The sequence below is a fragment of the Roseitalea sp. genome, from assembly GCF_984466335.1.
The window spans coordinates 1-21,231 of sequence record NZ_CFIFWG010000035.1; the positions used below are offsets into that span (position 1 = coordinate 1).

Here is a 21,231-nt window from a genome sequence, read left to right on the forward strand (position 1 = left end):
GCCCTGGCCGGCGGCGAGCGCAAAGCCGATGCCTTCGAACACCCGTTCGCCGCCGCGCCGGGCGGCAAGCCTTTCCGCGACAAGCCGCATGATCACCCCCGTTCCGCCACCGGCCATCGCACAAAAGCGCGACCGGGCGCAATCGCCACACTGTTTTGACCTTGGTTGGTCTGGAAACCCGGACAGTTTATATCTATTCCAAGCGCACCAGCCGCGATCGCCCGCAGGCGCGATCGCCAAGAACAATCGCCAAGAATCCGCCGCCGCCGTGATCGGGCATGGCGGTTCCCGCGCCGGCGGCGCCGGGCCAACCGGAGGTAAGAACATCATGTCCAGGATCGACAGCTTCAAATGCCGCAAGACGCTCGACGTGGATGGCCGGATATACACCTATTACAGTCTGGCCGAGGCGGAAAAGAACGGGCTCGGGGGCATTTCGCGACTGCCCTTCTCGATGAAGGTGCTGCTGGAAAACCTGCTTCGCAACGAGGACGGCCGCTCGGTGACCAAGGCCGACATCCAGGCGGTCGCCGCCTGGCTGAACGACAGGGGCACGGCGGGCTACGAGATCGCCTACCGGCCGGCGCGCGTGCTCATGCAGGACTTCACCGGCGTGCCGGCGGTGGTCGACCTTGCCGCCATGCGCGATGCGATGGTGGCGCTCGGCGGCGACCCGCAGAAGATCAATCCGCTGGTGCCGGTCGATCTGGTGATCGACCATTCGGTGATCGTCGACGAGTTCGGCAACCCGAACGCGTTCGCCCGCAACGTGGAGCTTGAGTACAAGCGCAACGGCGAGCGCTACCGGTTTCTCAAATGGGGCCAGAGCGCGTTCGACAATTTCCGTGTCGTGCCGCCTGGCACCGGCATCTGCCACCAGGTCAATCTGGAATATCTCGGACAATGCGTCTGGACCAGGGACAGCGAGGGCGAAACGGTTGCCTATCCGGACACATGCGTGGGCACCGACAGCCACACCACCATGATCAACGGTCTTGGCGTGCTCGGCTGGGGCGTCGGCGGCATCGAGGCGGAAGCGGCCATGCTGGGCCAGCCGATCTCCATGCTGCTGCCCGAGGTGATCGGCTTCAAGCTGACCGGCAAGCTCAAGGAAGGCGTCACCGCCACCGACTTGGTGCTCACCGTCACGCAGATGATCCGCCAGAAGGGCGCGGTCGGCAAGTTCGTCGAGTTCTTCGGCGACGGCCTCGACAACATGACGCTCGCCGACGCCGCCACCATCGGCAATATGAGCCCCGAATACGGCGCGACCTGCGGCTTCTTCCCGATCGATTCCGAAACGCTCAACTATCTGACCATGACCGGCCGCGATGCCGATAGAATTGCCCTTGTCGAGGCCTATGCGAGGGAGCAGGGCATGTTCCGCGAGACCGGCGCGGGCGACCCGGTCTTCACCGACACGCTGGAACTCGACCTTGGCGATGTGGTGCCGTCCATGGCCGGCCCCAAACGTCCCGAAGGCCGCGTGCCGCTCGGACAGGTGGGCGAGAAGTTCGCCGAAGCCTTCACCGCCGAATACAAGAAGGACGCGGACCAGATCGCCAATCGCTATCCCGTTGCGGACGAGGATTACGATCTGGGCCATGGCGATGTCGCCATCGCCGCCATCACCTCGTGCACCAACACGTCCAACCCCTCGGTGCTGATCGGCGCGGGGCTGATGGCCCGCAACGCCAACAAGCTCGGCCTCAAGCAAAAGCCCTGGGTGAAGACCTCGCTCGCGCCCGGTTCGCAGGTGGTCGCCGAATATCTGGAAAATTCAGGCTTGCAAAAAGAGCTTGACCGGATCGGCTTCAACCTGGTCGGCTTCGGCTGCACGACCTGTATCGGCAATTCGGGTCCGCTGCCCGAGCCGATCTCAAGGACGATCAATGACAAGGGCCTGATTGCAGCCGGTGTGCTCTCCGGCAACCGCAACTTTGAGGGCCGCATCTCGCCCGACGTGCAGGCCAACTATCTCGCCTCGCCGCCGCTGGTCGTCGCCTATGCGCTCGCCGGCACGGTGCAGATCGACCTCGAAACGGATCCGATCGGCCAGGACAAGGACGGAAAAGATGTCTTCCTGAAGGATATCTGGCCTTCGCCGCAGGAAATCCAGGACTTCATCCAGAAATATGTCACACGCGAACTGTTTGAGGCCAAATATGCCGACGTCTTCAAGGGCGACGAGATGTGGCGCGCAGTCACCGTGCCCGAGGGCGACACCTATGCCTGGGACGACGATTCGACCTATGTGCAGAACCCACCCTATTTCGCCGGCATGGGCAAGGCCGCCGGCACGATCGGCGACATCAGGGGGGCGCGTATTCTCGGCCTGTTCGGCGACAAGATCACCACCGACCACATCTCGCCCGCCGGCTCGATCAAGGCGGCCTCGCCCGCCGGCTCATACCTGATGGACAATGGCGTGGGCGTGGCCGACTTCAACCAGTACGGCACGCGCCGCGGCAACCATGAGATCATGATGCGCGGCACCTTCGCCAATATCCGCATCCGCAACCACATGCTGGGGGAGAACGGCCGCGAGGGCGGCTACACGATCCACTATCCCTCAAAGGACGAACTGCCGATCTATGACGCGGCGATGCGCTACCGGGCCGAAGGGGTGCCGCTGGTCGTCTTCGCCGGCGGCGAATATGGCAACGGCTCCTCGCGCGACTGGGCGGCCAAGGGCACCAATCTGCTTGGCGTCAAGGCGGTGATCGCGCAGAGCTTCGAGCGCATCCACCGCTCCAATCTGGTCGGCATGGGCGTCGTGCCGTTCACCTTCGATGCGGGCGTGTCATGGGCCTCGCTGGATCTTAAGGGCGACGAGACCGTGACCATCGAGGGTCTGGCCGACGTCAAGCCGCGCGACAAGGTCATCGCCAAGGTCACCTATGCGGACGGGACGGTCAAGGACGTGCCGCTGATCTGCCGCATCGATACGGCGGACGAACTGGATTACGTCGAGCACGGCGGAATCCTGCACTATGTGCTGAGGGATTTGGCGGCTTAACCCCCCAAACACAGGCCCTAGGCGTTCGCCGCCTAATCGCCACACTCGACAAGCAGAACCCGGTGCGGAAACGCATCGGGTTTTTGTGTTGGATGTCACCCGCACTGAAATCGCCGGGAAGCACAGCTCTGCCGGTGACCGGTGGACGACAACGGACCATTGAGGAAAGCCAACATGATCAATCTTGCCAGGATCGTTCCGGCAGTCACGGTTTCCGCGATGTTTTTGGCGGGATGCGTTCCGGAATACACGCCGTTGGAATTTGCGGTACAGGGCGACCGGATCGTTGCAAACGGGACGATCGATGCCGACAGCCTTGCGGCGTTTGAAGCCGTTGCAAACGACAATCCCGCGATAAGAACCCTGCTCCTTCAGAACATAGCGGGCTCGGTGGACGATGAGGCCAATCTCGCATTCAGCCGCATCGTGCGCGATCTGGGCTTCGATACGATCGTACCCGCGGACGGAATGATCGCATCGGGCGGGACCGATCTGTTTCTTGCCGGCAACCGCCGCATCCTCGAAGCGGGCGCCTGCGTCGGTGTCCATAGCTGGAGCGGCGGATGGGGCAGGCCGGCGGCCGAACTGCCCAGGGACCACCGCGAACACAGGCGCTATCTCGACTATTATCGCGACATGGAGGTGGACCCGCAGTTCTACTGGTTCACGCTGGAGGCCGCGCCGGCCTCGGACATGCACTGGATGACCGCCAAGGAGGCGGACCGGTTCGGCTTGAGCACCGGCCAGGCCCCCGAGCTTGGTGCCCCCGGCGTCTGCGAGGTTCGGTAGCGCACAGGTCGAATGACGCATCGCGCGGAACGGTTTGGCAATCATGGTCATCCGCGACCATGGCCGGCCTGGCTTGACCAAGCGGACACCGGAGCGGGCACGGCAAAAGCCGCCTCCCGACGCCCTTATCGTGCCTGCTTCACACCATCCCCGTCAGGTCCAGCACGCCGCGCGGCGTCCAGCCCAGCGAGCCCAGCCGCGTGCAATCCATCGCGTTGAAGGCGGACGCCTCGGCGCGGGGCGGCGGGGCGTGGGCGATGCGGCTCTTGCGCGCATAGGCGGTGAGCAGATCGTGCCGGTCGAGCAGCATGTCGGAGGCGTTGAACACCGGCGCCGGACCGAACCTGGTCAACTGGGAGGCGGGGCGCGAGGCAAGCAGGCGCGCGGCGGCGGCCAGATCGTCGCCATGCACCTCGCTGCCCACCCTTGGCGCGATCGTTTCGCCGGCCTTGAAGTCGGCGAACAGGCCGGCCCATTTGTGGGCCCGGCCCGGTCCGGCGGGGCCGTAGACGCCGGTGGCGCGCAGTATGGTCGGCAGGAACGTTTCGGATGCCATGCCGGCCAGCGCGCCTTCGACCGCCAGCTTCACCGCGCCATAGAGCGTGTCGGGCGCGCAAGGCGTGTCTTCGCTCAGCATGGCGCCGGGCGGATGCGGGCCGTAGACCGCGCGCGAGGACAGCAAGACCGCGCGGGAGGCGCCGGCGCGTCCGGCCGCGTCCATCATCGCCAGCGTGCCGTCGACATTGGCGCGGCGGAACCCGTGCGGATCGTCGCCCTCGCCGCCGCGATATCTGCCGGGCACATGGTGGAAGGCGCAGTGGACGAAGATGTCGACGCCGTCGAAGACGGACGCGAAATCACGATCGGGATCGAGACCGCCCGCGGCCCATTCGACGGGCTTGGAGAAGAAGCCGCCCGGCGGCCGGGACCTGCCCATGACGATGACGGCATCGCCGGCACGCAAAAAGGCTTCCGTTATGAAACGCCCGACCGACCCCGTCGCGCCGGAGATCAGCACGGCGGTCATGCCGCCGGATTGGGCAAGGTGTCGATATCGGGAACGCCCTCGCCCGTCCGGTAGGCCCGCCACAGATCGATCAGCGGACGCAGCCGCTCCGCCTTGGGGTGACCCTCCTGCCAGGGTTTTTCATACTGGTAGTGGATTACGCGCACGCTCCCCCAGTCCCACAGGCCGGGCAGGTTGAACCAGACATATTGCAGCATGTTGAAGGTGACCGGCAGGCCGTGCCAGTCGGCAAAGAATGTTTCCAGGAACGTCTGGTCGGTGCGGCGCCAGAAGATGTCCGGCCGGTCGAGCCGCGCCATCATGGCGTCGAACGTGGCGTGCGACGGCCTGGCGGTGAAGACGCCGGAATTGAGCCGGTGAAAATCGCCGAGCCCTTCATAGACGTTCGGCGCGGCGCAGAATTCGGGATAGGCGAACAGGCGGTCGATGTTGCGCACGACGAGCGTGTCGGCGTCGAGAAAGACGATGCTCTCATAATCCTCCATCTGCCACAGGCGCAGCTTGGCGAAATTGTCGAGCGGGGTGTGGAAGGCCGGCTTGTCGCCCCTGGTGAAGGGCGCCTCGGCATGCAGCCGCGCGCGCGCGTGGCGTTCGTTGAAGGCGGGCGAGGTGTCGAGCAGATCGACCGGGCGCAGCCGTGCGCCCAGATCGGCAAGCGGTTCGAGATCGGCCGGCGCCACGCCGCCCGTATGCATGACGACAATGTCGGCGTCCGTGCCGCTCAGGACCAGCGACCGGACGAGCGCGACCGCCGCGCCGGCATAGTCGGCATTGGTGACGAGGGTGACATAGGCGTTGGGGGAGGCGGGCACGGGGCGGCTTTCCGGTTTTCGGCGGTGGCGGCCAGAGGCCCGGCCTATTCGGCCGGTTCCCGATCGCCGGCTTCCAGCGCCGTGATCCGGTCCTCATGATCGCTGACGCGCCCGGCGATGAATGTCAGGATAAGCGAGTTCCCGTCGATCTTGGCGTCAATGGTCCCGCCCTTCTCGTCGAGGGCTTTCATTTCCTCGCGCATCGCCTGTTGATCGTCGCGGATCTGCCGCAGCATTTCCAGCACCATATCGTCCGGTTCTTCGGCTTTCGGCCCTGCATGCCCTCCGGATCACCATAGCCGATCCGGACGCCGAATGCACGGCGGCTCCTATGAAACGCTCTTGAGCCGCTTGCCTTCCGGGTCGGTCTCCACGGTCCGCGCGATGTCCTTCGTCCAGGCCGAAACGGCGGGCACGCGGGAGCGGTCGACGCGATAGGCGAACTTCTTGGCCACGTCGACCACCTCTTCGAGCAGCCCCTCGGCGAGCGTGACCGGTTCGAGGCCAAGGGCGAGGAACTGGTCGTTCCTGACCACCAGATCGTTCTCGGCGGCCTCCTTGCGCGGGTTGGGCAGATAGGCGATCCTGGCGCCGGTCATCCTCGCGATCAGTTCGGCCAGATCGCGCACGCGGTGGGTTTCGGTCATCTGGTTGAAGATCTTGACCCTGTCGCCTTTTACCGGGGCGTCGGACAGGGCCAGCTCGATGCAGCGCACCGAATCCTGGATGTGGATGAAGGCGCGGGTCTGCCCGCCCGTGCCGTGCACGGTGAGCGGATAGCCGATCGCCGCCTGGATCAGGAAGCGGTTGAGCACCGTGCCGTAATCGCCGTCATAGTCGAAACGGTTGATGAGTTGCGGATGCAGCCTCGTTTCTGCCGTGTGCGTGCCCCAGACGATGCCCTGGTGCAGGTCGGTGACGCGCAACCCGTCATTTTTGGCGTAGAACTGGAACAGAAGCTGATCGAGGCACTTGGTCATGTGGTAGATCGAGCCGGGATTGGCCGGATACAAAATGTCCTGCCGGACGGTGTCGCCCGCCATCGTCTCGACGCCGACCGGCAAATAGCCCTCGGGGATCGCCGCGCCGACGCTCGAATAGCCGTAAACGCCCATCGTGCCCAGATGAACCAGATGCGCGTCGAGATCGATCGCGACCAGCGCGTTGAGCAGGTTGTGGGTCGCGTTGACATTGTTGCCCACCGTATAGTTCTTGTGCCGGTCGGACTTCATCGAGTAGGGCGCGGCGCGCTGCTCGGCGAAGTGGACGATCGCGTCGGGACGATGCTCGGCCAGCCAGCTCTTCAGAACGTCATAGTCCCTGGCAAGATCGATCAGGTGGAAATGGATGCGGCGCCCGGTCTCGGCGTGCCAGATGCGGGTGCGCTCCTGGATCGAATCCATCGGTGTCAGCGACTGGACTCCCAGTTCGGTGTCGATCCAGCGGCGCGACAGATTGTCGATGATGTGGACATCGTGGCCCTGCGCCGAAAGATGGAGCGCGGTGGGCCAGCCGACGAAGCCGTCGCCGCCCAGAACTGCAATCTTCATGGTCTTCAATCCCGAATCGTTCATACGAGCCTGATCTAGGGGGCCGATGTGACAATTGTGACAAGGGTGACGTGCGTGTTTTCGTCACCCGGTCATAGCGACCGGCGCGCCTCTTGGCCAGCGGGCCGCCGTGGGCGGCGAGACGACCGCGCGAACGGTCGCGCCACCGCCATCGCCTCAACCGAAAGTGAGTTTCCGGTGATGCTTCGGGCCGCTAGGTTCGCCACATGCCTATGCGTTCACTTTCGTCCGTGATCTCCCGCCGTTCCTTTGTCGCGGGGGTTGCGACCGGCACGGTTGCCGCCGCGTTGCCCGTACGCGCGGCCGCTCCGCTCGTCGGCGTCGTCGAGCTTTTCACCAGCCAGGGATGCAGCTCCTGCCCGCCGGCCGATGCCGCGCTGGCCGCGCTCGCGTCCGAGCCCGGTGTCCTCGCGCTCGGCTACCATGTCGACTATTGGGACTATCTGGGCTGGGCCGATACCCTTGCACGGGCCGAGAACACCGACCGCCAGCGCGCCTATGCCAAGACGCTCGGCAACCGTTCGGTCTACACGCCGCAGGCGGTGGTCAACGGGCGGGCGCACATGAATGGCGGCGACAGGGGCGCTATCGAGCAGGCGCTCGCAACGCATGCCGCTTCCGGCAGGGGGCTGACCGTTCCGGTCTCGTTGGCGGTTTCCGGTGATCGCCTCTCGGTCGCGGTGGACCAGGGCGCCAGGCCGGCCGGCCCCGATATGCTCCTGTCTATCGCCTTCTTCCGCCAGCGAAGCGAAGTGGAGATCGCGCGCGGCGAGAATGCCGGCCGCACGCTCGTCTACGCGAACGCCGTCGTCGCGCAGCAGACGCTGGGCATGTGGGACGGCCGGCGCATGAGCATCGACCTGCCGAAGAGCAAGATCGACCGGCACGGCGTGGACGGGTGTGCGGTTCTGCTACAGGCGGCCATCGACGGGGCGCCCGGCCCGATCTTCGGTGCGGCCGATCTGGTCGGCTTGAAACGGTCCTGACCGGAAAACGCGCCCGATCGGCACGCGATTGGGCCCGACCCCGCCGGCTTCATCGGTCGGACCTTTCTTGCATATGGTCGGCAAGGCACTCGGAATGATCGCGCAGGACTTCAAGAACGCGGCAGTGGGACGTCTTGCCGCCCTTGCACTGGCGCAGCATGCGCCCCAGTTCGCCGCGCAACGCTTCCAGGCGCGCGATGCGCTGCTCGACCTGCCGCAGCTGCCTGCGTGCGATGATGTCGATCTCGGCGCAGTCATGGTCCGGATTGTCGGCAAGGTCGAGGAGTTCGCGTATGGCGTCGAGTGAGAAGCCGAGCTGGCGCGCATGCCGGACGAATGACAGCCGGTCGAGCGCCGTGTCATCGTAGCGTCGCTGCCCGCCTTCTGTCCGGCTTGGCTCAGGCAGGAGCCCGACCTGCTCGTAATAGCGGATCGTCGGGACCTTGGTGCCCGTCCTGCGCGACAGCATACCGATGGTCAGCATGGGCCTTGTCCTCATCGTTGATCCGGGTGCGCGGCTGGTTTGCCGAAGCGGTTCGCCATGCACCCACGCGAAAGGACATGGCTGCCAAACAAACCGCTTGAACCTCTAGCCGCTGGAGCATGTAGGAGACGGTCGATCGAGTGGCAAGGACCCGGAGCGGAAGGACCCGGAGCACATGGACCGGACAGGCAACACAATCGATGCCCTGAGCGCCAATGGCTGCTGCGGAGGCACAGCGGCGGTCGCCGATGGCATGCCGGCCGTTGAGGGGCGGCCCAGCCTGTCCTGTTGCGGGAGCGGCCCTGCCGATTCGGTGACCGCCGGCGGTGTCGCCCTGCCCAGGATCGACTGGCTGCTGGCCGGAGCCGGAGCGATCATCATCATTGCCTATCTGGCCTCCTTCGGGCTGGATCACGGGGCTCTTTGGGGCCTGGGCCATTTCACCCATGCCATTCGCGACATGATGAACCTGATGTGGTGGGGCATCCTTCTGGGCATGCTGGCGGTCGGGCTGATCGACCGGGTGCCGCGTCAATTCGTCATCGGCATCATCGGCCGCGATCAGGGCGCCAAAAGTCTTCTGCGGGCCGTTCTGGCCGGGGTTGTGCTCGATCTGTGCAATCACGGCGTCCTGATGGTCGGCGCCAAGCTCTATGAGCGCGGCGCAAGCCTTGGGCAGGTGTTCGCCTTCCTCATCGCTTCACCCTGGAACTCGCTGTCGCTGACCATCATCATCGGGGTCATGATGGGCTGGGGCTGGATGGCGGTGTTCATCGTCGCCTCGCTGGTTATCGCCTTTGTGACCGGGCTGATCGTCGAGGCGCTGGAGCGGGCCGGCAAGGTCGAACGCAACCCGAACCGCGTCGATCTTCCCGACGGTTTTCACGTCTGGCGCGCGGCCGGGGCAGGCATGAGGGCGCAGCGCTACGATCTCGCTTTTGCGTGCGATGTCGCAAGGCGCTCGGTGACGGCGAGCCGGATCGTGCTGCGCTGGCTGTTGTTTGGCGTGTTTCTTGCGGCCCTGATCCAGGCAACCGTGCCGACGGACGTGTTCGCGGCATGGTTCGGCGCGACCGTGCTTGGGCTGTTCGCGACGCTTCTGGCGGCGATCATCATCGAGGTGTGCTCCGAAGGGTCGGTGCCGATCGCGGCCGACCTGATGCACCGGGCCGCGGCGCCGGGCAATGCCTTCACCTTCCTGATGGCTGGCGTCGCCACCGACTATACCGAGGTTCTGGTGCTGCGCGAGGTGACGGGACGGCTGAAAGCGGCGCTGCTGCTGCCCTTGCTGACGGTGCCGCAGGTCGTCGCCGTCGGGCTGACGCTGAACGGGCTGGGATGAGGCGGAGCCGGCGACGCCGTACCCGCGTGCCGGCGATACAAGCTTGTCCGCGCATGAAACTGCCCGTGACAGACCTTCGGTTTCCATGGACGATGAAACCATCCACGATGCCGCCTTCGAACAAGGCGCCAACCGGTCCTGTTTGCGATTGGTGAACTGGGTGCCTTGGATCAAGTCCGAGGACAAGCGTGAAGGTACCCGATCGGATAGCGTTTGAACTTCTTCTTTGGCTTGTCGCCTTCGACCTCAGGCAGGCGGCCGATACCATGACGTTGCAGGCAACTGTGCAGCGACGACCGGGTCGGATGCGGAATTGCGGATCGCTGTATTGCCGCTCGGATGGCGTCCGTCGTCGTGGCGCTGCCGTGAAGTACCTGCCCCATAGTGCCTCCTTCCATTGCAAAAAGAAGATCGCACCATCAAATCCTGGGATCAAACAACTAGAGCCTGTGGGGTTTCGGGTGCGGTTCGCGCTATCGCCGCGCAATGTGCCGCAGAGCGCGAAAAGCCCCCGCATCCAAACGGCTTAAACGACCGGTAAGGCTCTGGTGAGTGGGCGATCCAGGTCAGACCAGCCTGACACGGTCCAGCACCTTGCGAGCGGCGGCGTCGCTTTCCTGTATGATCGTTTCCCACCAGGAAGGCTGGATTATCTCGGGATCGTAGTGAATCGTGAGGGTGAAGGTGAGCGGGCTGACAGAGACCTTATGTACGCCTTCGATTGCATCCAGCAAACGAGGCTCCGATTGGCCCTGAATCTGACGCAGGACGCCGATGGCGCCGATCTTGTAGCCAAGCCGGATCCGGCCTTGCTCGTGGCGCAGGATTTTCAGGTGCTGACGCAGTTTCATCATAAGATCCTTCTCGACGGTGCGCATGCCCTTCTCCATCGTGACGAATTCTCCGCTCGGGACTTCACAGAGTCCGGTTTCAACCACCACCCGCTGCCCAGCCGTTCGGGCTGAAGCGGGTATATCCTTTGACGAATCACGCTTTGGGACGATCGGACGCAGGTCGATTTGACCCGTCGGGCGCCCGGTCCGCATCCAGCGTGTCCATCACCGCACGCAGGTCGGCATCGGTCAGGCCGAAGGCGGCCTTAAGCTCCTGCATGCGCCGTTCGAGCCGCAGCAGCGTTTCGCCGAGCCGTTCGATCGTCGCGTCGTTCAGGTGCCCGGCCTCGACCCGCCTTATCGCCTGTTGTTCCAGCAGCTGCCGTAGGAGATCGACGATGCCGAGAACGAGCCTGGCCAGACCCCGCTCGGCGGTGTGCGGCTCCAATTCGACCCGCCTCGGCAGCCCTTGAGGCCGAGCAAGGTCCTTGTCGAGCCCCTCAAGGTCGCTCTCGTCGACCGGTACCGAAAGAACCTTGTCGCCCAACCACCGGCCACTCATCGCGCCATGAGATCCGGACCGGAGGGCAGCAGGCCGTCCTCGACGAAAGAGTAGGGCGGCCAGGGGCCGGAGGCGAACAAAGCCGGCATCCGCTCGTCCTTCCGCGCCTGCGTCACCTCGCGCTGGAAAAGCGACACGCAACCCACAGGGACCAAATAGGTGAATCGGAGCAGGCTGCCGGACCGTCCTCCCTCAAGCCGCAATCCGCAGCGAGACAACCGCCGCAGGCGGGCGTCCAAAGGTGAGACCCGGTCCGTGAGGCGGCTTACAGCACCGCGCCGGTCAGCGTCTTGCCGGCAAAGCCGTGCAAGGTAATCCCGTCCGCTAGAGGTGCTCGGCGCCGTGTCGCCCTGATCCTGGCCGGTCCTGCGGCATCGTCCCTCGCCGACCGCGAGGCCGAGCTCCACACATCCGGCAACACGCCCCAGATTGCCGAGTATGGCCGGCAGGTTGGACCGTATCGCGGCCGCCACGCTTTCCAGGTCGCAAACAAGTGTCCCGAACCGGAACGGCAGAACCGGACGTGTCGTCATCACGGCCTCCACGACCGACTCGTGTCGGCGCAGGGCGGCAAGGCGATCCTCGGGCAGGCACCTGGCTCGACCAAGGACCAGCGTCACGCCGCCGACAGCAAGGGCTTCGGGAGGCGCGCCGCCGATACCTGCGAGGTGCGGCAAGGGCTGCTCGCTCGTCTCACCGATCGCGTAGAGGTAGGACATCCCGGTCTCCTGGCGGCCATCCGGCCCGCAGTTGGTCGGCGGTGTCCACCGAGGCCAGCAGCGCCTTCAGGCCCACATAGACCAAGTCGACGTCTGCGATGGAAATGGTGGCGTCGCCGCGAACAACGATGCCTTTGGCAAGGGCCCGGTCGAGCAACTCGGCCAGCGCCAGGCGCTGGGCGGGGCTGTCGGCCTCGGCCGCATCGTCGATATCGTCCGTCATGATCGCGCACGCTCCTCGACGTCGCCCTTGCGGCCGTCACCGACTTGGGTTCCGGCGAAGCTGTAGGGGGGCAGCGGCCCGACCAGTTCGATGCGCAGCCCCGCTGCCTGGTGCTGAGCTGCAAGGCTGTCGATCACCGCCCGGAAGCGGTCCTCAGCCTCTTCGGGAACCAGATAGGCCGTGTTCAAAAGCATGTTCCGTTGGCGCCTGCCGAGCGTGCGGGGCCGGACGGGTTGCCGGACGCCGGCGCGGGCCGCCGCGGCGAGCCCCTCGTGAATCGCCTCCGCACGCGCCGCCGCGGCGTCGCGGGCTGTCTGCCAAATCGTGTCGTCCAGCTTGCGCTTCAAAAAGAAAGCCGTACCGGGCGCAGCTTCCGCCGTCCGCCGCGCCAGCCGCGCGAGTTGGGGTGTCGTGCGCTCGACGGTGCGACAGAGCGCGGCGTAGTCGACGAAGAGCTTGACGCCCCATTCCCTGGCCCGATGCACCGCAGCAAGGTCAGCGAGCAAGTCGTCACGGTGACGGTCCAGCGCCTCGGCCATGGCCTGGCGGTCGGTGAACAAGGTACAGAACTGCAGCGGTAGCACGGCATCACCCGGCACCGTCATCAGAACACGGTGGTGGTCGAGAACGCGCGCTGTGACCCAGGCGTCGTCTCGCAGCCGCTCCCTGATCGCCTCCCCGCAAAAAACCGCCTTTGGCACGTCGCTCACCAGGAAGGCCAGGCCATGGTGAAAGATGGTTCGGACAGGACATCCAGGCAGTATCCCTGCGATCGTGAGATGGTCGCAGGAGCGGTGCGCGACCGACCGTTGAACGCCGTAGGCATAGAGCAGCGTCTTGCCCGTGCGTTCGATGGATGGCCTGGCGCGGGGATTGGCAAAAGGGTCCACCATCACGCCGCCTCCCGACGGGTGACGTCGATGGCGCCGTCGAAATCGGCACCGATGACCAGATCTTGGCCGGCAGCGTCTGGCTCAAGGCGCCGGCGCACCGCCAACATGGCGGCGTTGCGGCAGAGCGCGGCCAGCGCCGCACCGGACCATTCGGCGGTCTTGGCCGCGACGGTCGGGATCGAGACGCTGTCGGCCAGGGGCATGGCTCCCGTGTGGATGCGCAGGATCGCCTCGCGCTGCGTCCTGTCCGGCAGCGGAAGCTCGATCAGGCAGTCGAAGCGGCCTGGCCGAATCAGGGCCGGGTCCAGCCGGTCGACACGATTGGTCGCTGCGATGACGATGATGTCCTGAAGCTGTTCCATGCCGTCGAGGGCGACCAGAAGCTGCGCCACCATGCGCTCGGAAACCGGATCCTCGCCGGACCCGCGGCGCGGCGCCAGGGCGTCGATTTCGTCGATGAAGACGATGCAGGGCCTTGTCTGCTTCGCTTTGTGAAAAAGCTCGCGCAGTGCCCGTTCGGACTCGCCCACCCACATGCTGACGAGCTGCGGGCCCTGGACGGCGATGAAGTTGGCATCGCACTCGCCGGCCAAGGCCCGCGCCAGAAGCGTTTTGCCGCGACCCGGTCCCCCATGCAGCAGGATACCGCGCGGCGGTTGCACGCCCATCCGGTCGAACAGTGGCCTGTGGGTCAGCGGCAGCACGACGGCCTCGTGCAGCGCGCGCTTCACCTCGTCGAGACCGCCGACATCATGCCATCCCGTTTCGGAGACCTCGACCGCGATCTCCCGCAACGCAGAGGGGGCGACCTCGTCCAGGGCATCCTCGAAATCGGCCCATTCGACGCGCAGATCGCCGAGCTTGTCGACCGGCACGAGGCCCTCGTCGAGATCGATGTCGGGTATCAGCCGCCTGACCGCCGACATGGCCGCTTCCCGGGCCAAGGCCGCAAGGTCCGCGCCGACAAAGCCATGCGTCAAGCCGGCGAGGCGGCTCAACGTGACCCCTTTTCCCAACGGCATGCCGCGGGTGTGGATCTCCAGGATGTCCTGGCGTCCCTCGCGATCCGGGACGCCGATCTCGGTCTCCCGGTCGAAGCGGCCGGGGCGGCGCAGGGCCGGGTCGAGGCTGTTGGGGATGTTGGTGGCCGCGGCCACGATGACCTGGCCCCGCGTGTTCAAGCCATCCATGAGCGCCAGAAGCTGAGCCACGACCCGCCGCTCCAACTGCCGGTCGCTGCCCATCTCCGCGCGGCTGGGGGCGATGGCGTCGATCTCGTCGATGAAGATGAAGGCGGGCGCGTTCTGCTTGGCCGCCTCGAAGACCTTGCGCAGATGTGCCTCGCTGGCGCCATAGGCCTTGTCGATGATCTCCGGGCCGTTCAGGTGGATGAAATGGACGCCGGCTTCGTGGGCGACGGCGCGGGCGATGAGCGTCTTTCCGGTCCCCGGCGGCCCGTAGAGCAGGACCCCCTTGGGCGGATCGATCCCGAGATGCTCGAACACTTCGGGATGTTTCAGGGGCAGCTCGATGATCTCACGGACCCGCCGGACTTCCTTCTGAAGGCCGCCAATGTCCTCGTAGGTTACTGCGCTGCCGGCCATTACCCTGCCTTCGCAGCGGATCTGCGTGGTTTTGTCGAAGCTCACCTCACCTGGCGGCTCGGTCTGCTGTACCACGAAGGTATGGGGCTGAGGCCCGAAGGGCGTAACCCGCACACGGTTTCCCTGCCGCACGGGGAGCCCGTCCAGGAGCTTGTTCAAATAGCGGGGGGGCAGGCTTCGTCCGGAAGATTCCACGGCCGCCAGGACGACGGAGCGGGCCGGGCGCGTGATGACGCGCCGGACCGTGACATGCTGGTCCAACCCAGTGCCGGCGTTGGACCTGAGAATCCCGTCGATTTGGATCAGCCGCTGCCCTCTGTGCGCCGCATGGGTCGGCAGCACCCGACAGAGCGCGCAGCGCTTGCCGGCGACCTCGATTATATCGCCGATTTCAAGGCCGAGAGCGCACATGTCGCGCGGGTCCAGGCGGGCGATCCCCCTGCCCGTATCCCCGGTCATGGCCTCTGCCACCCTCAAAGCATGGTGTTGCCCGACGAGGGCCGCATCCGACCTCGCTTCGGCGATGTTGGTCATGATACACTGCCCTCCTTCAAGTCGCTGCCGGGCTCCAAGTCACTGCGGGGCTCCAAGTCGCCGCCTGGCCCATCGCCTGCGCGCCGTGCGTCCGAGGTTGGGCCGGCGGTCGCGTCAAGCGCGTCCGAAGCCTCGGCTGCAATCCCGGCAAGCTGCTCCAGACGCGCCAGGCGGGTATGCATCTCGTCCGCCCCGCCCCCCAGGCACCGCGCAGCGCTGGACAGTGCGGGATCGTTTTCCCACCAGTCGATGCCGATCTCCCGTGCGCGTTCGACTGAGGCGACGACCAAGCGCAGCTTGATCGTGAGGAGCTCGATCTCCACCAGAGAGACCGTGATGTCGCCTGCGATGACGACGCCCCGATCGAGAACCCGTTCCAGGATGTCCGCAAGGCTGCTTCCCCCGGTTGCGTGATGCGTCGAACCGCCGCCCATCACTCGCCAACCTGGCCGCGGAGAAACCGTCGCAGGCGCCGGTAGGTCACCAGTTCGCCCGCTGCATCCAAGGTGGTTTCGTAGGTTGCGAGCACGTCGCTCGTGGTCGGCACCCGGCGAAGCTCGACCAGATTGACGTAGGCCCGCCAACCGCCCTCGTGCTTTTCCACCGCCGACACCGTCGCCACGTCCAGCCCGGTGATCTGCTGAAGCTGCCGCGTGGCCTTCAGGGCGGCCTGCATCACGGAAATCGGCCGTATGGACTTTGGGTGCGCGGTCGCCGGCGCCGGGGAGGCGGGCGGTGTGTCGTCGGCCGTGGGAACGGCTGCTTCAACCGACACAGGCTCTACCTCTTGAGGCTGCGTCTTGTCGTTGTCCGTCATGCCTGGCTACTCCTCTTGTTCATTGCCGCTCGCGAATTGCCTTGAGACGCGCAAGCAGCGCAGTCTCGCCCTCGTCCAGTTCCGCCTCGGTGATCTGGCCGAGGTCGTAGCGCAGCTGAAGCTGCTCCAGTTCCCGCTGGATATTTCTCGGGTCGAAGGCCTCCGCTTCGACCTTTTCCGCGAGCTTGCCCGCAATCCAGGTGAAGGCCTTGACGGGGCCGGCCACCGGTGCCGTCAGGAGGGCTTTCAGAAGACCCATAAGACCCACCCACCATGGCTTTTCGACCGTTCGAAATCTCCTGAAGGGGTCAGTGCCCCGATGTCAGCGCGATATCGACGAAGTTGTAGGGCGCAGTCGGGCCGACCAGCTTGAACAGCAGGCGCTCCGCGTTGTTCCCGTCGAGCTGTGTTACGCACTCTTCCAAGGCATCCACCTTGGACCGCTCGATCAAAAGCGCGACGTTGAGGATCGTCTGCTCCCCAAGAACGTCCAGTTGCTTCGTCCGATGCGCCAGGGGGGCAATATGCTCCAGGAGCGCGTGGGCTTCGCGATCGCGCTTCTCGGTGACCGCCGCCTCCATGAGTTCGCCGACCTTCACGCGCTCATAGTAGGTTTCCTCGGGCGAACGCCCGAGCAGCTTGTCGCGAAGCTGGGCGATGTCCGGTCGGGCGGGGAGAATCTCCGCATAGAGGACGCCTTCCATCCAGAAGACCTTGAGCCCCATCTCGACCCGTCCGTCCAATTCGGCCAAAAGCGTTCGGATTGTGTCGCGCTGCGGTTTCAGCAAGGTGTCGTAGACGGTCTCTTCGTTCGGTGCGACGCTGCCGAAGCGGATCGGTACGATGGTGTGATCGGCCATCACGGTTTCCAAGACCCGCATATGGGCGGTGAGGTTGCGCCGCGTGCTGTCATATTCCGTCTTGGAAGAACGGCTCACGACGGCGGAGAGGCCGTCGAGCGGCAAGGTATAGACCTCGTCTCCGGGGCCCTCGATGCCATCGACGTCGAAGGTCTGCTGCCTGTCGCCGGCGATGACGCAGTAAAGATATTGGCCTTGCCCGGAGGCGTTGCCGCCGGCGCTTGAGGGGGTGTCGTTCTCGGTGGTCTGCGAATCCATCGATCGAGATTCTCCATGTTCAAGGTTCTGGCAGGTCGGACGGTCACCGGATGGCAGCGAAGGCCCGTGACCAGGGTCGGGGCGGTTCCCGCAGGCCACGCCCGCAGGTGCCGCTCATGAGGTTGCCCCCGCGCGGCGTTCGAGCTTGCCCAGGCGCACTTCAAGCATGCCGTTGTTGCAGGCCTTTTCCATCCAGTCCGGATTGACCAGGGCGGGCAGGGCAAGGTGGCGGCGGTATCCGCGGGTGCCGCTGGTGGTGATCGTCAATCCACGCCCGTCGGCGTCGACTGCGACTTGCACATCCGCAATGCTGCAACCGGGCACCTCGGCGGCGACGACGATCTCAGCGCCCTCGTCGAACATGTCGACGAGTGGTTCGCGGATCCGGGGCGGGACGGCCGCCACCTTCCCGCCGAGCGGCTTGGCAGCACCGTCGCTGCCGGCTGAGGCATCCAAGGCCCGCGTCCGCAAGCCGAGGTCCATGACCGCGCTTTGCCCGCCCGCCCCTGTCCGCCCCGAGCCGAGCGGAACCTGCAACGAGCGCGATAACTCGGCGGAACCGTGCTGTAGCGCGCGGCTGACCAGTTCGGTGAACATGTCGAGCCCCTCCAGAAGGACCCTGGTCCGACGGCTGCCGTTGGTCGCCGCTGTGCGGCCGGGCGGAGGGTGGCGTCTCTCGGACATGGTCTGGTCTCCTGTCATTGAAGGTTTGAAGAGCGGCGCGCGGCCTTAGGATCGGCGTCGCCGTTCGGAACGCGGCTGCTGGGCGCGCCGGGGGACTGGCGCCCGAAGCTGGGCGATACCGATCACCCCGTGGATCGCGTCGATCTGCGCCTGCAACCGTTGCAGGCGCGCCTGTGTGGAAGCCTGTTGTTCGACCCAAACGCGGTTCAGGCGCTCCAGAAGCATTTTCTGGTGATTGAGCCGCGCCAGTTTGGCGATCAGGCGCCCGCGATTCTTCGGTTGCAGCGGATCGGCGCGCTCGCTCATCGTGACGACGCTGTGCACTCCGCGAGCCTTGGAGTAATCGCTCATGACGCTGTCTCCCGCACGGCGGCCTGCGCGGCGCCCAGGACCGGAGCCGGGGCCCCGTCGAAATGGTGGCGGGCCAGCGCCACAAGGAAATCGCGACGCGCGGCGCGCAAGGTCTGGTCGCCCTCGCTGCCGCGCTTCGATTCAAGCACGTCTGCGCAGATCTGGCCGAACAGCCTGTTGTTCATCGTGGTCTTCAGCCCACCGACCTGCACGATCTTCGCGATCATGATCGAAGCCCGCATGGTCGGCGGCTGGTCGTAGGCGCCCGATTCCCGATAGGCACGCACAAAGTCGACGATCTGTTCCGCAACGCCCCGTGGGGCGCCGGCGCGCGACACGGTGATGTCGACCTCGGTGTTCCGGTCCTGATGATCCAGATCGATGGTGATCATCCGATCGGACAGGGCGTCCTGAACGCTGTGCGTGCCGGCATACTCGGTCGGGTTGCTGGTCAGGATTAGGGAGAATCTGGGGTCAACCTTGACGTACTCGTCCTCCTTGCCGCGCGAGGGGAGTATCAGCACACGCTCCTCCAGGATGCTCAGCAGGACGTTGTTGGCCGAGGCCGGAGAGCGGTTGAACTCGTCATAGATGAAGGTGTAGCCGGCGCGGCATGCGACAGTCAGGCGGTGGTCCTGCCAGCCCTGAACGACGTTCTCCTCGACCCGGGTAACGGAGGTGACGAAATTGTCGATAACGCGCTTGGTCTGATAGCCGGACTTCGCGCCGACAAGATCGGCGGTGGTCATGTTCCGGTCGCCGGCCACCAACACCACCGGGCGCCCCAGCGACTGGCTGACATGCATGGCGATCGACGTCTTGCCGCAACCGGCAGGCCCCCGAAGATGGACCGCAATTCCCGCGCGCAGATAGCTTCGGATCCGATCGGACAGCTCCTGGATGCGGGCGTTCTCGACGAAAACCGGCTTGGCGTCGACTTGAAGGCTGGGTGGCGGCGTCGGGGCCTGGGCCGGGCTGACGGCATTCATGCGACTTCTCTCCCTGTGATATCTCGGCCGTTCACCGCGGACCTCACCGGTCAAAGCGGCGGGACGCTTCGAAGCCGAGACCATGCTCCAACGCCGGTCGACGCCTTGCCGTCATGGGCCGTTCGGCGTTGTGGTGTTCTCGCAAGGCCGCCCACGCCGCGCGCCGACGCATTCGCTCGGCGCGCAAAGCTCCAAGCGTGTCTGCGGTCACGCGGCGCAGCTGGGCGCGCGTGTTGGCGAGCTGTCGGCGGATCCGCCTGGCCCGCTCAAGTCCGGCTTCGCTGAAGCCTTCCAGAAGACTCTGGGCGCAGGCACGCCGCCGGCTCGACTGCGCGATAAGCCTGGCGCGGACTTCGACCCGACGTTCGCGATGATCCTCAGCAAGGCTTGCCCCGTCACGGCGTCGTTCCGTGCGATGTTTGCGAACCTCATCGCGCAATCGTTCCATATCCGCGTTCAGACCGAGAAGCTGGGCCCGCATCTCGTCGCGGAGGCGCCTGCGAACGAAGTGCCGCCGGTGCCGAAGATCGTCGAGTTCGCCTCGAATAACCGATCGCCGGGATTTGTCGTCCGCACGGAGGGTGGCGAGGGCGGCGCGCCGGGCGTCGGCCTGCTTGGTTCGGATCATCGCGGCCGCGCGCCGCTGCTGCGCAGCCTGCTCGATCCCCAAAAGGACCGTGCTGGGATCGGTGTAACCTGGCATGTCGCCTGACATGGGACTCAACTCCTTGAGATTCAGATCAGGACCAGGAAAGCCTTGGGTGGCCCGCGCGACCGGCGTCGACGACGATGCCCTTGTCCAGGATGTGAGCGATCACCTCGGCGGGGCTGTTCGAGGCAGTCGATTTTTGGATAGCCATGTTCTTCTCCTTGACCGTCCACCAGCGCGCTGATTTCCGCAGGTGACGAACGGATAAGATCATGAAATTGCAGGGCTAATAAATCTGGGGCGTTTCTGATAACCACCTTGGGGCGATCCCCAGGGTTTGCGCTTGTGATCCGATCGGATCGGTTCCGATGTCCTTGCAGCCGCAGCCATCGCAGGCCGGCGAGGCCGTCAGGCAGCGCGAGCAGAGCGACAGCCATCTGGCCATGACGACGGAAGATCGCTGACCGAGCTTCCGCATCATCCCCGCACGATAGATTTCGATCGCCTTGGGGCTGACCTCAAGGATCCGGGCAATCTCCTTGCTGGAGCGGCCCTGCAGGACGTGGTCTAGAACCTGCCGCTCGCGCGGGGACAGGGTGCGAACACGGCGGCAGCGATCCGCATGGGCTTGCTCCGCCAGGATCGACCGACTGTCTTGCTCTGCCAGTTGAAGGATCTTCATCTGGAGCAGATGCGGGTCGAACGCGGCTTCCAGGACGTCCGCCGCCCCCAAGCGCATCGCCTCGACCGCGACGCGGGCCGTCGGCGCCTCCCCAATCATCAGAACCGGCGCGCTCGGCCTTCGACCGCGCAGCTTCGCCAGAACATCGAGGCCACCGGAAGGCGGAAGAAGGAGTTCCAACAAGGTGCAGCTGGGCACGTCGGGGTCAAATCGCTCCAGCAGTTCGCTCCCCGACGTCGATATCGTGAGCCTCAAGCCTGCGGCACGCAGACCATTGCCGAACCAACCTGCCACAATTTCTGGATCGGAATGGGCGATGAAGACCATTGGCTCTGGCTCCGCTTCCCCCCCACGGCCCGGCATAGACGCCTCCATGAACGCAACTTGAAACTCTTTGCGGCGAGGCGACTGGCGCCCGATGACGGATAAAAAGGTAAGGAAATCATATAATAAAAAATCATTAGGGTTTGTTTTTTATTCATAAATTGATGAATTGATATGAAAATTTATAGATTTATTAATTATATAATTTATATGATTATA

At 65.1% G+C, this 21,231-nt stretch carries 24 protein-coding genes and 1 pseudogene; 5 read left to right on the forward strand and 20 right to left on the reverse strand.

The genetic code is table 11. The features are described 5' to 3' along the window. Positions 1-328: 328 nt before the first annotated feature. A complete protein-coding gene (gene acnA / locus AC5E6L_RS05120; protein ID WP_491771704.1) occupies positions 329-3,019 on the forward strand; it encodes an aconitate hydratase AcnA in 2,691 nt (896 codons plus the stop codon). Positions 3,020-3,274: 255 nt separating this feature from the next. Further along, positions 3,275-3,808 (forward strand): COG3904 family protein, encoded by a 534-nt coding sequence (locus AC5E6L_RS05125; protein WP_491771706.1) that lies wholly within the window; start codon positions 3,275-3,277, stop codon positions 3,806-3,808. A gap of 139 nt (positions 3,809-3,947) precedes the next feature. Here the strand turns inward: AC5E6L_RS05125 and AC5E6L_RS05130 are convergent, their stop codons facing one another. From AC5E6L_RS05130 to AC5E6L_RS05145, 4 genes are all read right to left on the reverse strand, one after another. Then, complete coding sequence (locus AC5E6L_RS05130; RefSeq protein WP_491771708.1) at positions 3,948-4,835, reverse strand: NAD-dependent epimerase/dehydratase family protein; 888 nt, start codon at positions 4,833-4,835, stop codon at positions 3,948-3,950. Further along, entirely contained in the window at positions 4,832-5,647 is an 816-nt protein-coding gene (locus AC5E6L_RS05135) for a glycosyltransferase (protein ID WP_491771710.1), read from the reverse strand. The genes AC5E6L_RS05130 and AC5E6L_RS05135 overlap by 4 nt, the downstream gene beginning before the upstream one ends. Before the next feature lie 44 nt (positions 5,648-5,691). Further along, positions 5,692-5,883, reverse strand: a complete 192-nt coding sequence (locus AC5E6L_RS05140; RefSeq protein ID WP_491771712.1) for a hypothetical protein — start codon at positions 5,881-5,883, stop codon at positions 5,692-5,694. A 93-nt stretch (positions 5,884-5,976) separates the two neighbouring features. Further along, on the reverse strand, positions 5,977-7,197 hold the full coding sequence (locus AC5E6L_RS05145; RefSeq protein WP_491771714.1) for an NAD-dependent epimerase/dehydratase family protein: 1,221 nt from the start codon (positions 7,195-7,197) through the stop codon (positions 5,977-5,979). A 308-nt stretch (positions 7,198-7,505) separates the two neighbouring features. Here AC5E6L_RS05145 and AC5E6L_RS05150 point away from each other — a divergent pair, with 308 nt between their 5' ends. Further along, positions 7,506-8,204 carry a DUF1223 domain-containing protein gene (locus AC5E6L_RS05150; RefSeq protein WP_491771716.1) on the forward strand — a complete coding sequence of 233 codons (699 nt, stop codon included), beginning with the start codon at positions 7,506-7,508 and terminating at the stop codon, positions 8,202-8,204. A gap of 49 nt (positions 8,205-8,253) precedes the next feature. On the opposite strand, the gene AC5E6L_RS05155 is transcribed toward AC5E6L_RS05150, so the two are convergent. Continuing rightward, positions 8,254-8,688: a MerR family transcriptional regulator gene (locus AC5E6L_RS05155; RefSeq protein ID WP_491230157.1), complete on the reverse strand. Its 435-nt coding sequence runs from the start codon at positions 8,686-8,688 to the stop codon at positions 8,254-8,256. Positions 8,689-8,863: 175 nt separating this feature from the next. Here AC5E6L_RS05155 and AC5E6L_RS05160 point away from each other — a divergent pair, with 175 nt between their 5' ends. Next, positions 8,864-10,030, forward strand: a complete 1,167-nt coding sequence (locus tag AC5E6L_RS05160) for a permease (protein ID WP_491771719.1) — start codon at positions 8,864-8,866, stop codon at positions 10,028-10,030. A gap of 188 nt (positions 10,031-10,218) precedes the next feature. On the opposite strand, the pseudogene AC5E6L_RS05165 reads toward AC5E6L_RS05160, so the two are convergent. The 14 genes and pseudogenes from AC5E6L_RS05165 to gvpN form a co-directional block, all read right to left on the reverse strand. Then, positions 10,219-10,413 (reverse strand): annotated as a pseudogene (locus tag AC5E6L_RS05165) (hypothetical protein); the annotation flags it as partial. A 183-nt stretch (positions 10,414-10,596) separates the two neighbouring features. Then, positions 10,597-10,908 (reverse strand): hypothetical protein, encoded by a 312-nt coding sequence (locus tag AC5E6L_RS05170; protein ID WP_491771721.1) that lies wholly within the window; start codon positions 10,906-10,908, stop codon positions 10,597-10,599. 109 nt (positions 10,909-11,017) lie between these two features. Next, positions 11,018-11,410 carry a gas vesicle protein K gene (locus AC5E6L_RS05175; protein WP_491771723.1) on the reverse strand — a complete coding sequence of 131 codons (393 nt, stop codon included), beginning with the start codon at positions 11,408-11,410 and terminating at the stop codon, positions 11,018-11,020. 11 nt (positions 11,411-11,421) lie between these two features. After that, a complete protein-coding gene (locus AC5E6L_RS05180; protein WP_491771725.1) occupies positions 11,422-12,144 on the reverse strand; it encodes a GvpL/GvpF family gas vesicle protein in 723 nt (240 codons plus the stop codon). Next, positions 12,119-12,367, reverse strand: coding sequence for a gas vesicle protein (locus tag AC5E6L_RS05185; RefSeq protein ID WP_491771727.1), 249 nt, complete (start codon positions 12,365-12,367; stop codon positions 12,119-12,121). The genes AC5E6L_RS05180 and AC5E6L_RS05185 overlap by 26 nt, the downstream gene beginning before the upstream one ends. Then, positions 12,364-13,260 carry a GvpL/GvpF family gas vesicle protein gene (locus AC5E6L_RS05190; protein WP_491771729.1) on the reverse strand — a complete coding sequence of 299 codons (897 nt, stop codon included), beginning with the start codon at positions 13,258-13,260 and terminating at the stop codon, positions 12,364-12,366. The genes AC5E6L_RS05185 and AC5E6L_RS05190 overlap by 4 nt, the downstream gene beginning before the upstream one ends. Next, the gene (locus AC5E6L_RS05195) at positions 13,260-15,398 is read right to left on the reverse strand and encodes a CDC48 family AAA ATPase (RefSeq protein ID WP_491771731.1); all 2,139 of its coding nucleotides are present in this window, start codon (positions 15,396-15,398) and stop codon (positions 13,260-13,262) included. The genes AC5E6L_RS05190 and AC5E6L_RS05195 overlap by 1 nt, the downstream gene beginning before the upstream one ends. Beyond that, entirely contained in the window at positions 15,395-15,832 is a 438-nt protein-coding gene (locus AC5E6L_RS05200; protein ID WP_491771733.1) for a gas vesicle protein, read from the reverse strand. Before AC5E6L_RS05200 ends, AC5E6L_RS05195 begins: the two co-directional genes overlap by 4 nt. Further along, positions 15,832-16,215: a gas vesicle protein GvpO gene (locus tag AC5E6L_RS05205; RefSeq protein WP_491771735.1), complete on the reverse strand. Its 384-nt coding sequence runs from the start codon at positions 16,213-16,215 to the stop codon at positions 15,832-15,834. The genes AC5E6L_RS05200 and AC5E6L_RS05205 overlap by 1 nt, the downstream gene beginning before the upstream one ends. 19 nt (positions 16,216-16,234) lie before the next feature. Next, positions 16,235-16,474, reverse strand: coding sequence for a gas vesicle protein GvpG (locus tag AC5E6L_RS05210; protein ID WP_491771737.1), 240 nt, complete (start codon positions 16,472-16,474; stop codon positions 16,235-16,237). Positions 16,475-16,523: 49 nt separating this feature from the next. Beyond that, entirely contained in the window at positions 16,524-17,333 is an 810-nt protein-coding gene (locus tag AC5E6L_RS05215) for a GvpL/GvpF family gas vesicle protein (RefSeq protein ID WP_491771739.1), read from the reverse strand. Between the two features lie 114 nt (positions 17,334-17,447). Then, positions 17,448-17,930, reverse strand: a complete 483-nt coding sequence (locus tag AC5E6L_RS05220; protein WP_491771741.1) for an Hsp20/alpha crystallin family protein — start codon at positions 17,928-17,930, stop codon at positions 17,448-17,450. Between the two features lie 132 nt (positions 17,931-18,062). Continuing rightward, entirely contained in the window at positions 18,063-18,368 is a 306-nt protein-coding gene (locus AC5E6L_RS05225) for a hypothetical protein (RefSeq protein WP_491771743.1), read from the reverse strand. Next, positions 18,365-19,357, reverse strand: a complete 993-nt coding sequence (gvpN, locus tag AC5E6L_RS05230) for a gas vesicle protein GvpN (RefSeq protein WP_491771745.1) — start codon at positions 19,355-19,357, stop codon at positions 18,365-18,367. Before gvpN ends, AC5E6L_RS05225 begins: the two co-directional genes overlap by 4 nt. An 82-nt stretch (positions 19,358-19,439) precedes the next feature. On the opposite strand from gvpN, the gene AC5E6L_RS05235 reads away from it, so the two are divergent. Continuing rightward, a complete protein-coding gene (locus tag AC5E6L_RS05235) occupies positions 19,440-20,069 on the forward strand; it encodes a hypothetical protein (RefSeq protein ID WP_491771747.1) in 630 nt (209 codons plus the stop codon). A gap of 223 nt (positions 20,070-20,292) precedes the next feature. Here AC5E6L_RS05235 and AC5E6L_RS05240 read toward each other — a convergent pair whose 3' ends face one another. Next, the gene (locus AC5E6L_RS05240) at positions 20,293-21,015 is read right to left on the reverse strand and encodes a response regulator transcription factor (RefSeq protein ID WP_491771749.1); all 723 of its coding nucleotides are present in this window, start codon (positions 21,013-21,015) and stop codon (positions 20,293-20,295) included. Positions 21,016-21,231 lie beyond the last annotated feature (216 nt).

What these genes read in the sequence shown, in the direction of transcription:
- acnA (WP_491771704.1), top strand. Translation starts at nt 329, where the DNA reads ATGTCCAGGATCGACAGCTTCAAATGCCGCAAGACGCTCGACGTGGAT.
- AC5E6L_RS05130 (WP_491771708.1), bottom strand. Translation starts at nt 4,835, where the DNA reads ATGACCGCCGTGCTGATCTCCGGCGCGACGGGGTCGGTCGGGCGTTTC.
- AC5E6L_RS05140 (WP_491771712.1), bottom strand. Translation starts at nt 5,883, where the DNA reads ATGCTGCGGCAGATCCGCGACGATCAACAGGCGATGCGCGAGGAAATG.
- AC5E6L_RS05145 (WP_491771714.1), bottom strand. Translation starts at nt 7,197, where the DNA reads ATGAAGATTGCAGTTCTGGGCGGCGACGGCTTCGTCGGCTGGCCCACC.
- AC5E6L_RS05155 (WP_491230157.1), bottom strand. Translation starts at nt 8,688, where the DNA reads ATGCTGACCATCGGTATGCTGTCGCGCAGGACGGGCACCAAGGTCCCG.
- AC5E6L_RS05160 (WP_491771719.1), top strand. Translation starts at nt 8,864, where the DNA reads ATGGACCGGACAGGCAACACAATCGATGCCCTGAGCGCCAATGGCTGC.
- AC5E6L_RS05170 (WP_491771721.1), bottom strand. Translation starts at nt 10,908, where the DNA reads ATGCGCACCGTCGAGAAGGATCTTATGATGAAACTGCGTCAGCACCTG.
- AC5E6L_RS05180 (WP_491771725.1), bottom strand. Translation starts at nt 12,144, where the DNA reads ATGTCCTACCTCTACGCGATCGGTGAGACGAGCGAGCAGCCCTTGCCG.
- AC5E6L_RS05185 (WP_491771727.1), bottom strand. Translation starts at nt 12,367, where the DNA reads ATGACGGACGATATCGACGATGCGGCCGAGGCCGACAGCCCCGCCCAG.
- AC5E6L_RS05190 (WP_491771729.1), bottom strand. Translation starts at nt 13,260, where the DNA reads ATGGTGGACCCTTTTGCCAATCCCCGCGCCAGGCCATCCATCGAACGC.
- AC5E6L_RS05195 (WP_491771731.1), bottom strand. Translation starts at nt 15,398, where the DNA reads ATGACCAACATCGCCGAAGCGAGGTCGGATGCGGCCCTCGTCGGGCAA.
- AC5E6L_RS05200 (WP_491771733.1), bottom strand. Translation starts at nt 15,832, where the DNA reads ATGGGCGGCGGTTCGACGCATCACGCAACCGGGGGAAGCAGCCTTGCG.
- AC5E6L_RS05205 (WP_491771735.1), bottom strand. Translation starts at nt 16,215, where the DNA reads ATGACGGACAACGACAAGACGCAGCCTCAAGAGGTAGAGCCTGTGTCG.
- AC5E6L_RS05210 (WP_491771737.1), bottom strand. Translation starts at nt 16,474, where the DNA reads ATGGGTCTTCTGAAAGCCCTCCTGACGGCACCGGTGGCCGGCCCCGTC.
- AC5E6L_RS05215 (WP_491771739.1), bottom strand. Translation starts at nt 17,333, where the DNA reads ATGGATTCGCAGACCACCGAGAACGACACCCCCTCAAGCGCCGGCGGC.
- AC5E6L_RS05220 (WP_491771741.1), bottom strand. Translation starts at nt 17,930, where the DNA reads ATGTTCACCGAACTGGTCAGCCGCGCGCTACAGCACGGTTCCGCCGAG.
- AC5E6L_RS05225 (WP_491771743.1), bottom strand. Translation starts at nt 18,368, where the DNA reads ATGAGCGATTACTCCAAGGCTCGCGGAGTGCACAGCGTCGTCACGATG.
- gvpN (WP_491771745.1), bottom strand. Translation starts at nt 19,357, where the DNA reads ATGAATGCCGTCAGCCCGGCCCAGGCCCCGACGCCGCCACCCAGCCTT.
- AC5E6L_RS05235 (WP_491771747.1), top strand. Translation starts at nt 19,440, where the DNA reads ATGCTCCAACGCCGGTCGACGCCTTGCCGTCATGGGCCGTTCGGCGTT.
- AC5E6L_RS05240 (WP_491771749.1), bottom strand. Translation starts at nt 21,015, where the DNA reads ATGGTCTTCATCGCCCATTCCGATCCAGAAATTGTGGCAGGTTGGTTC.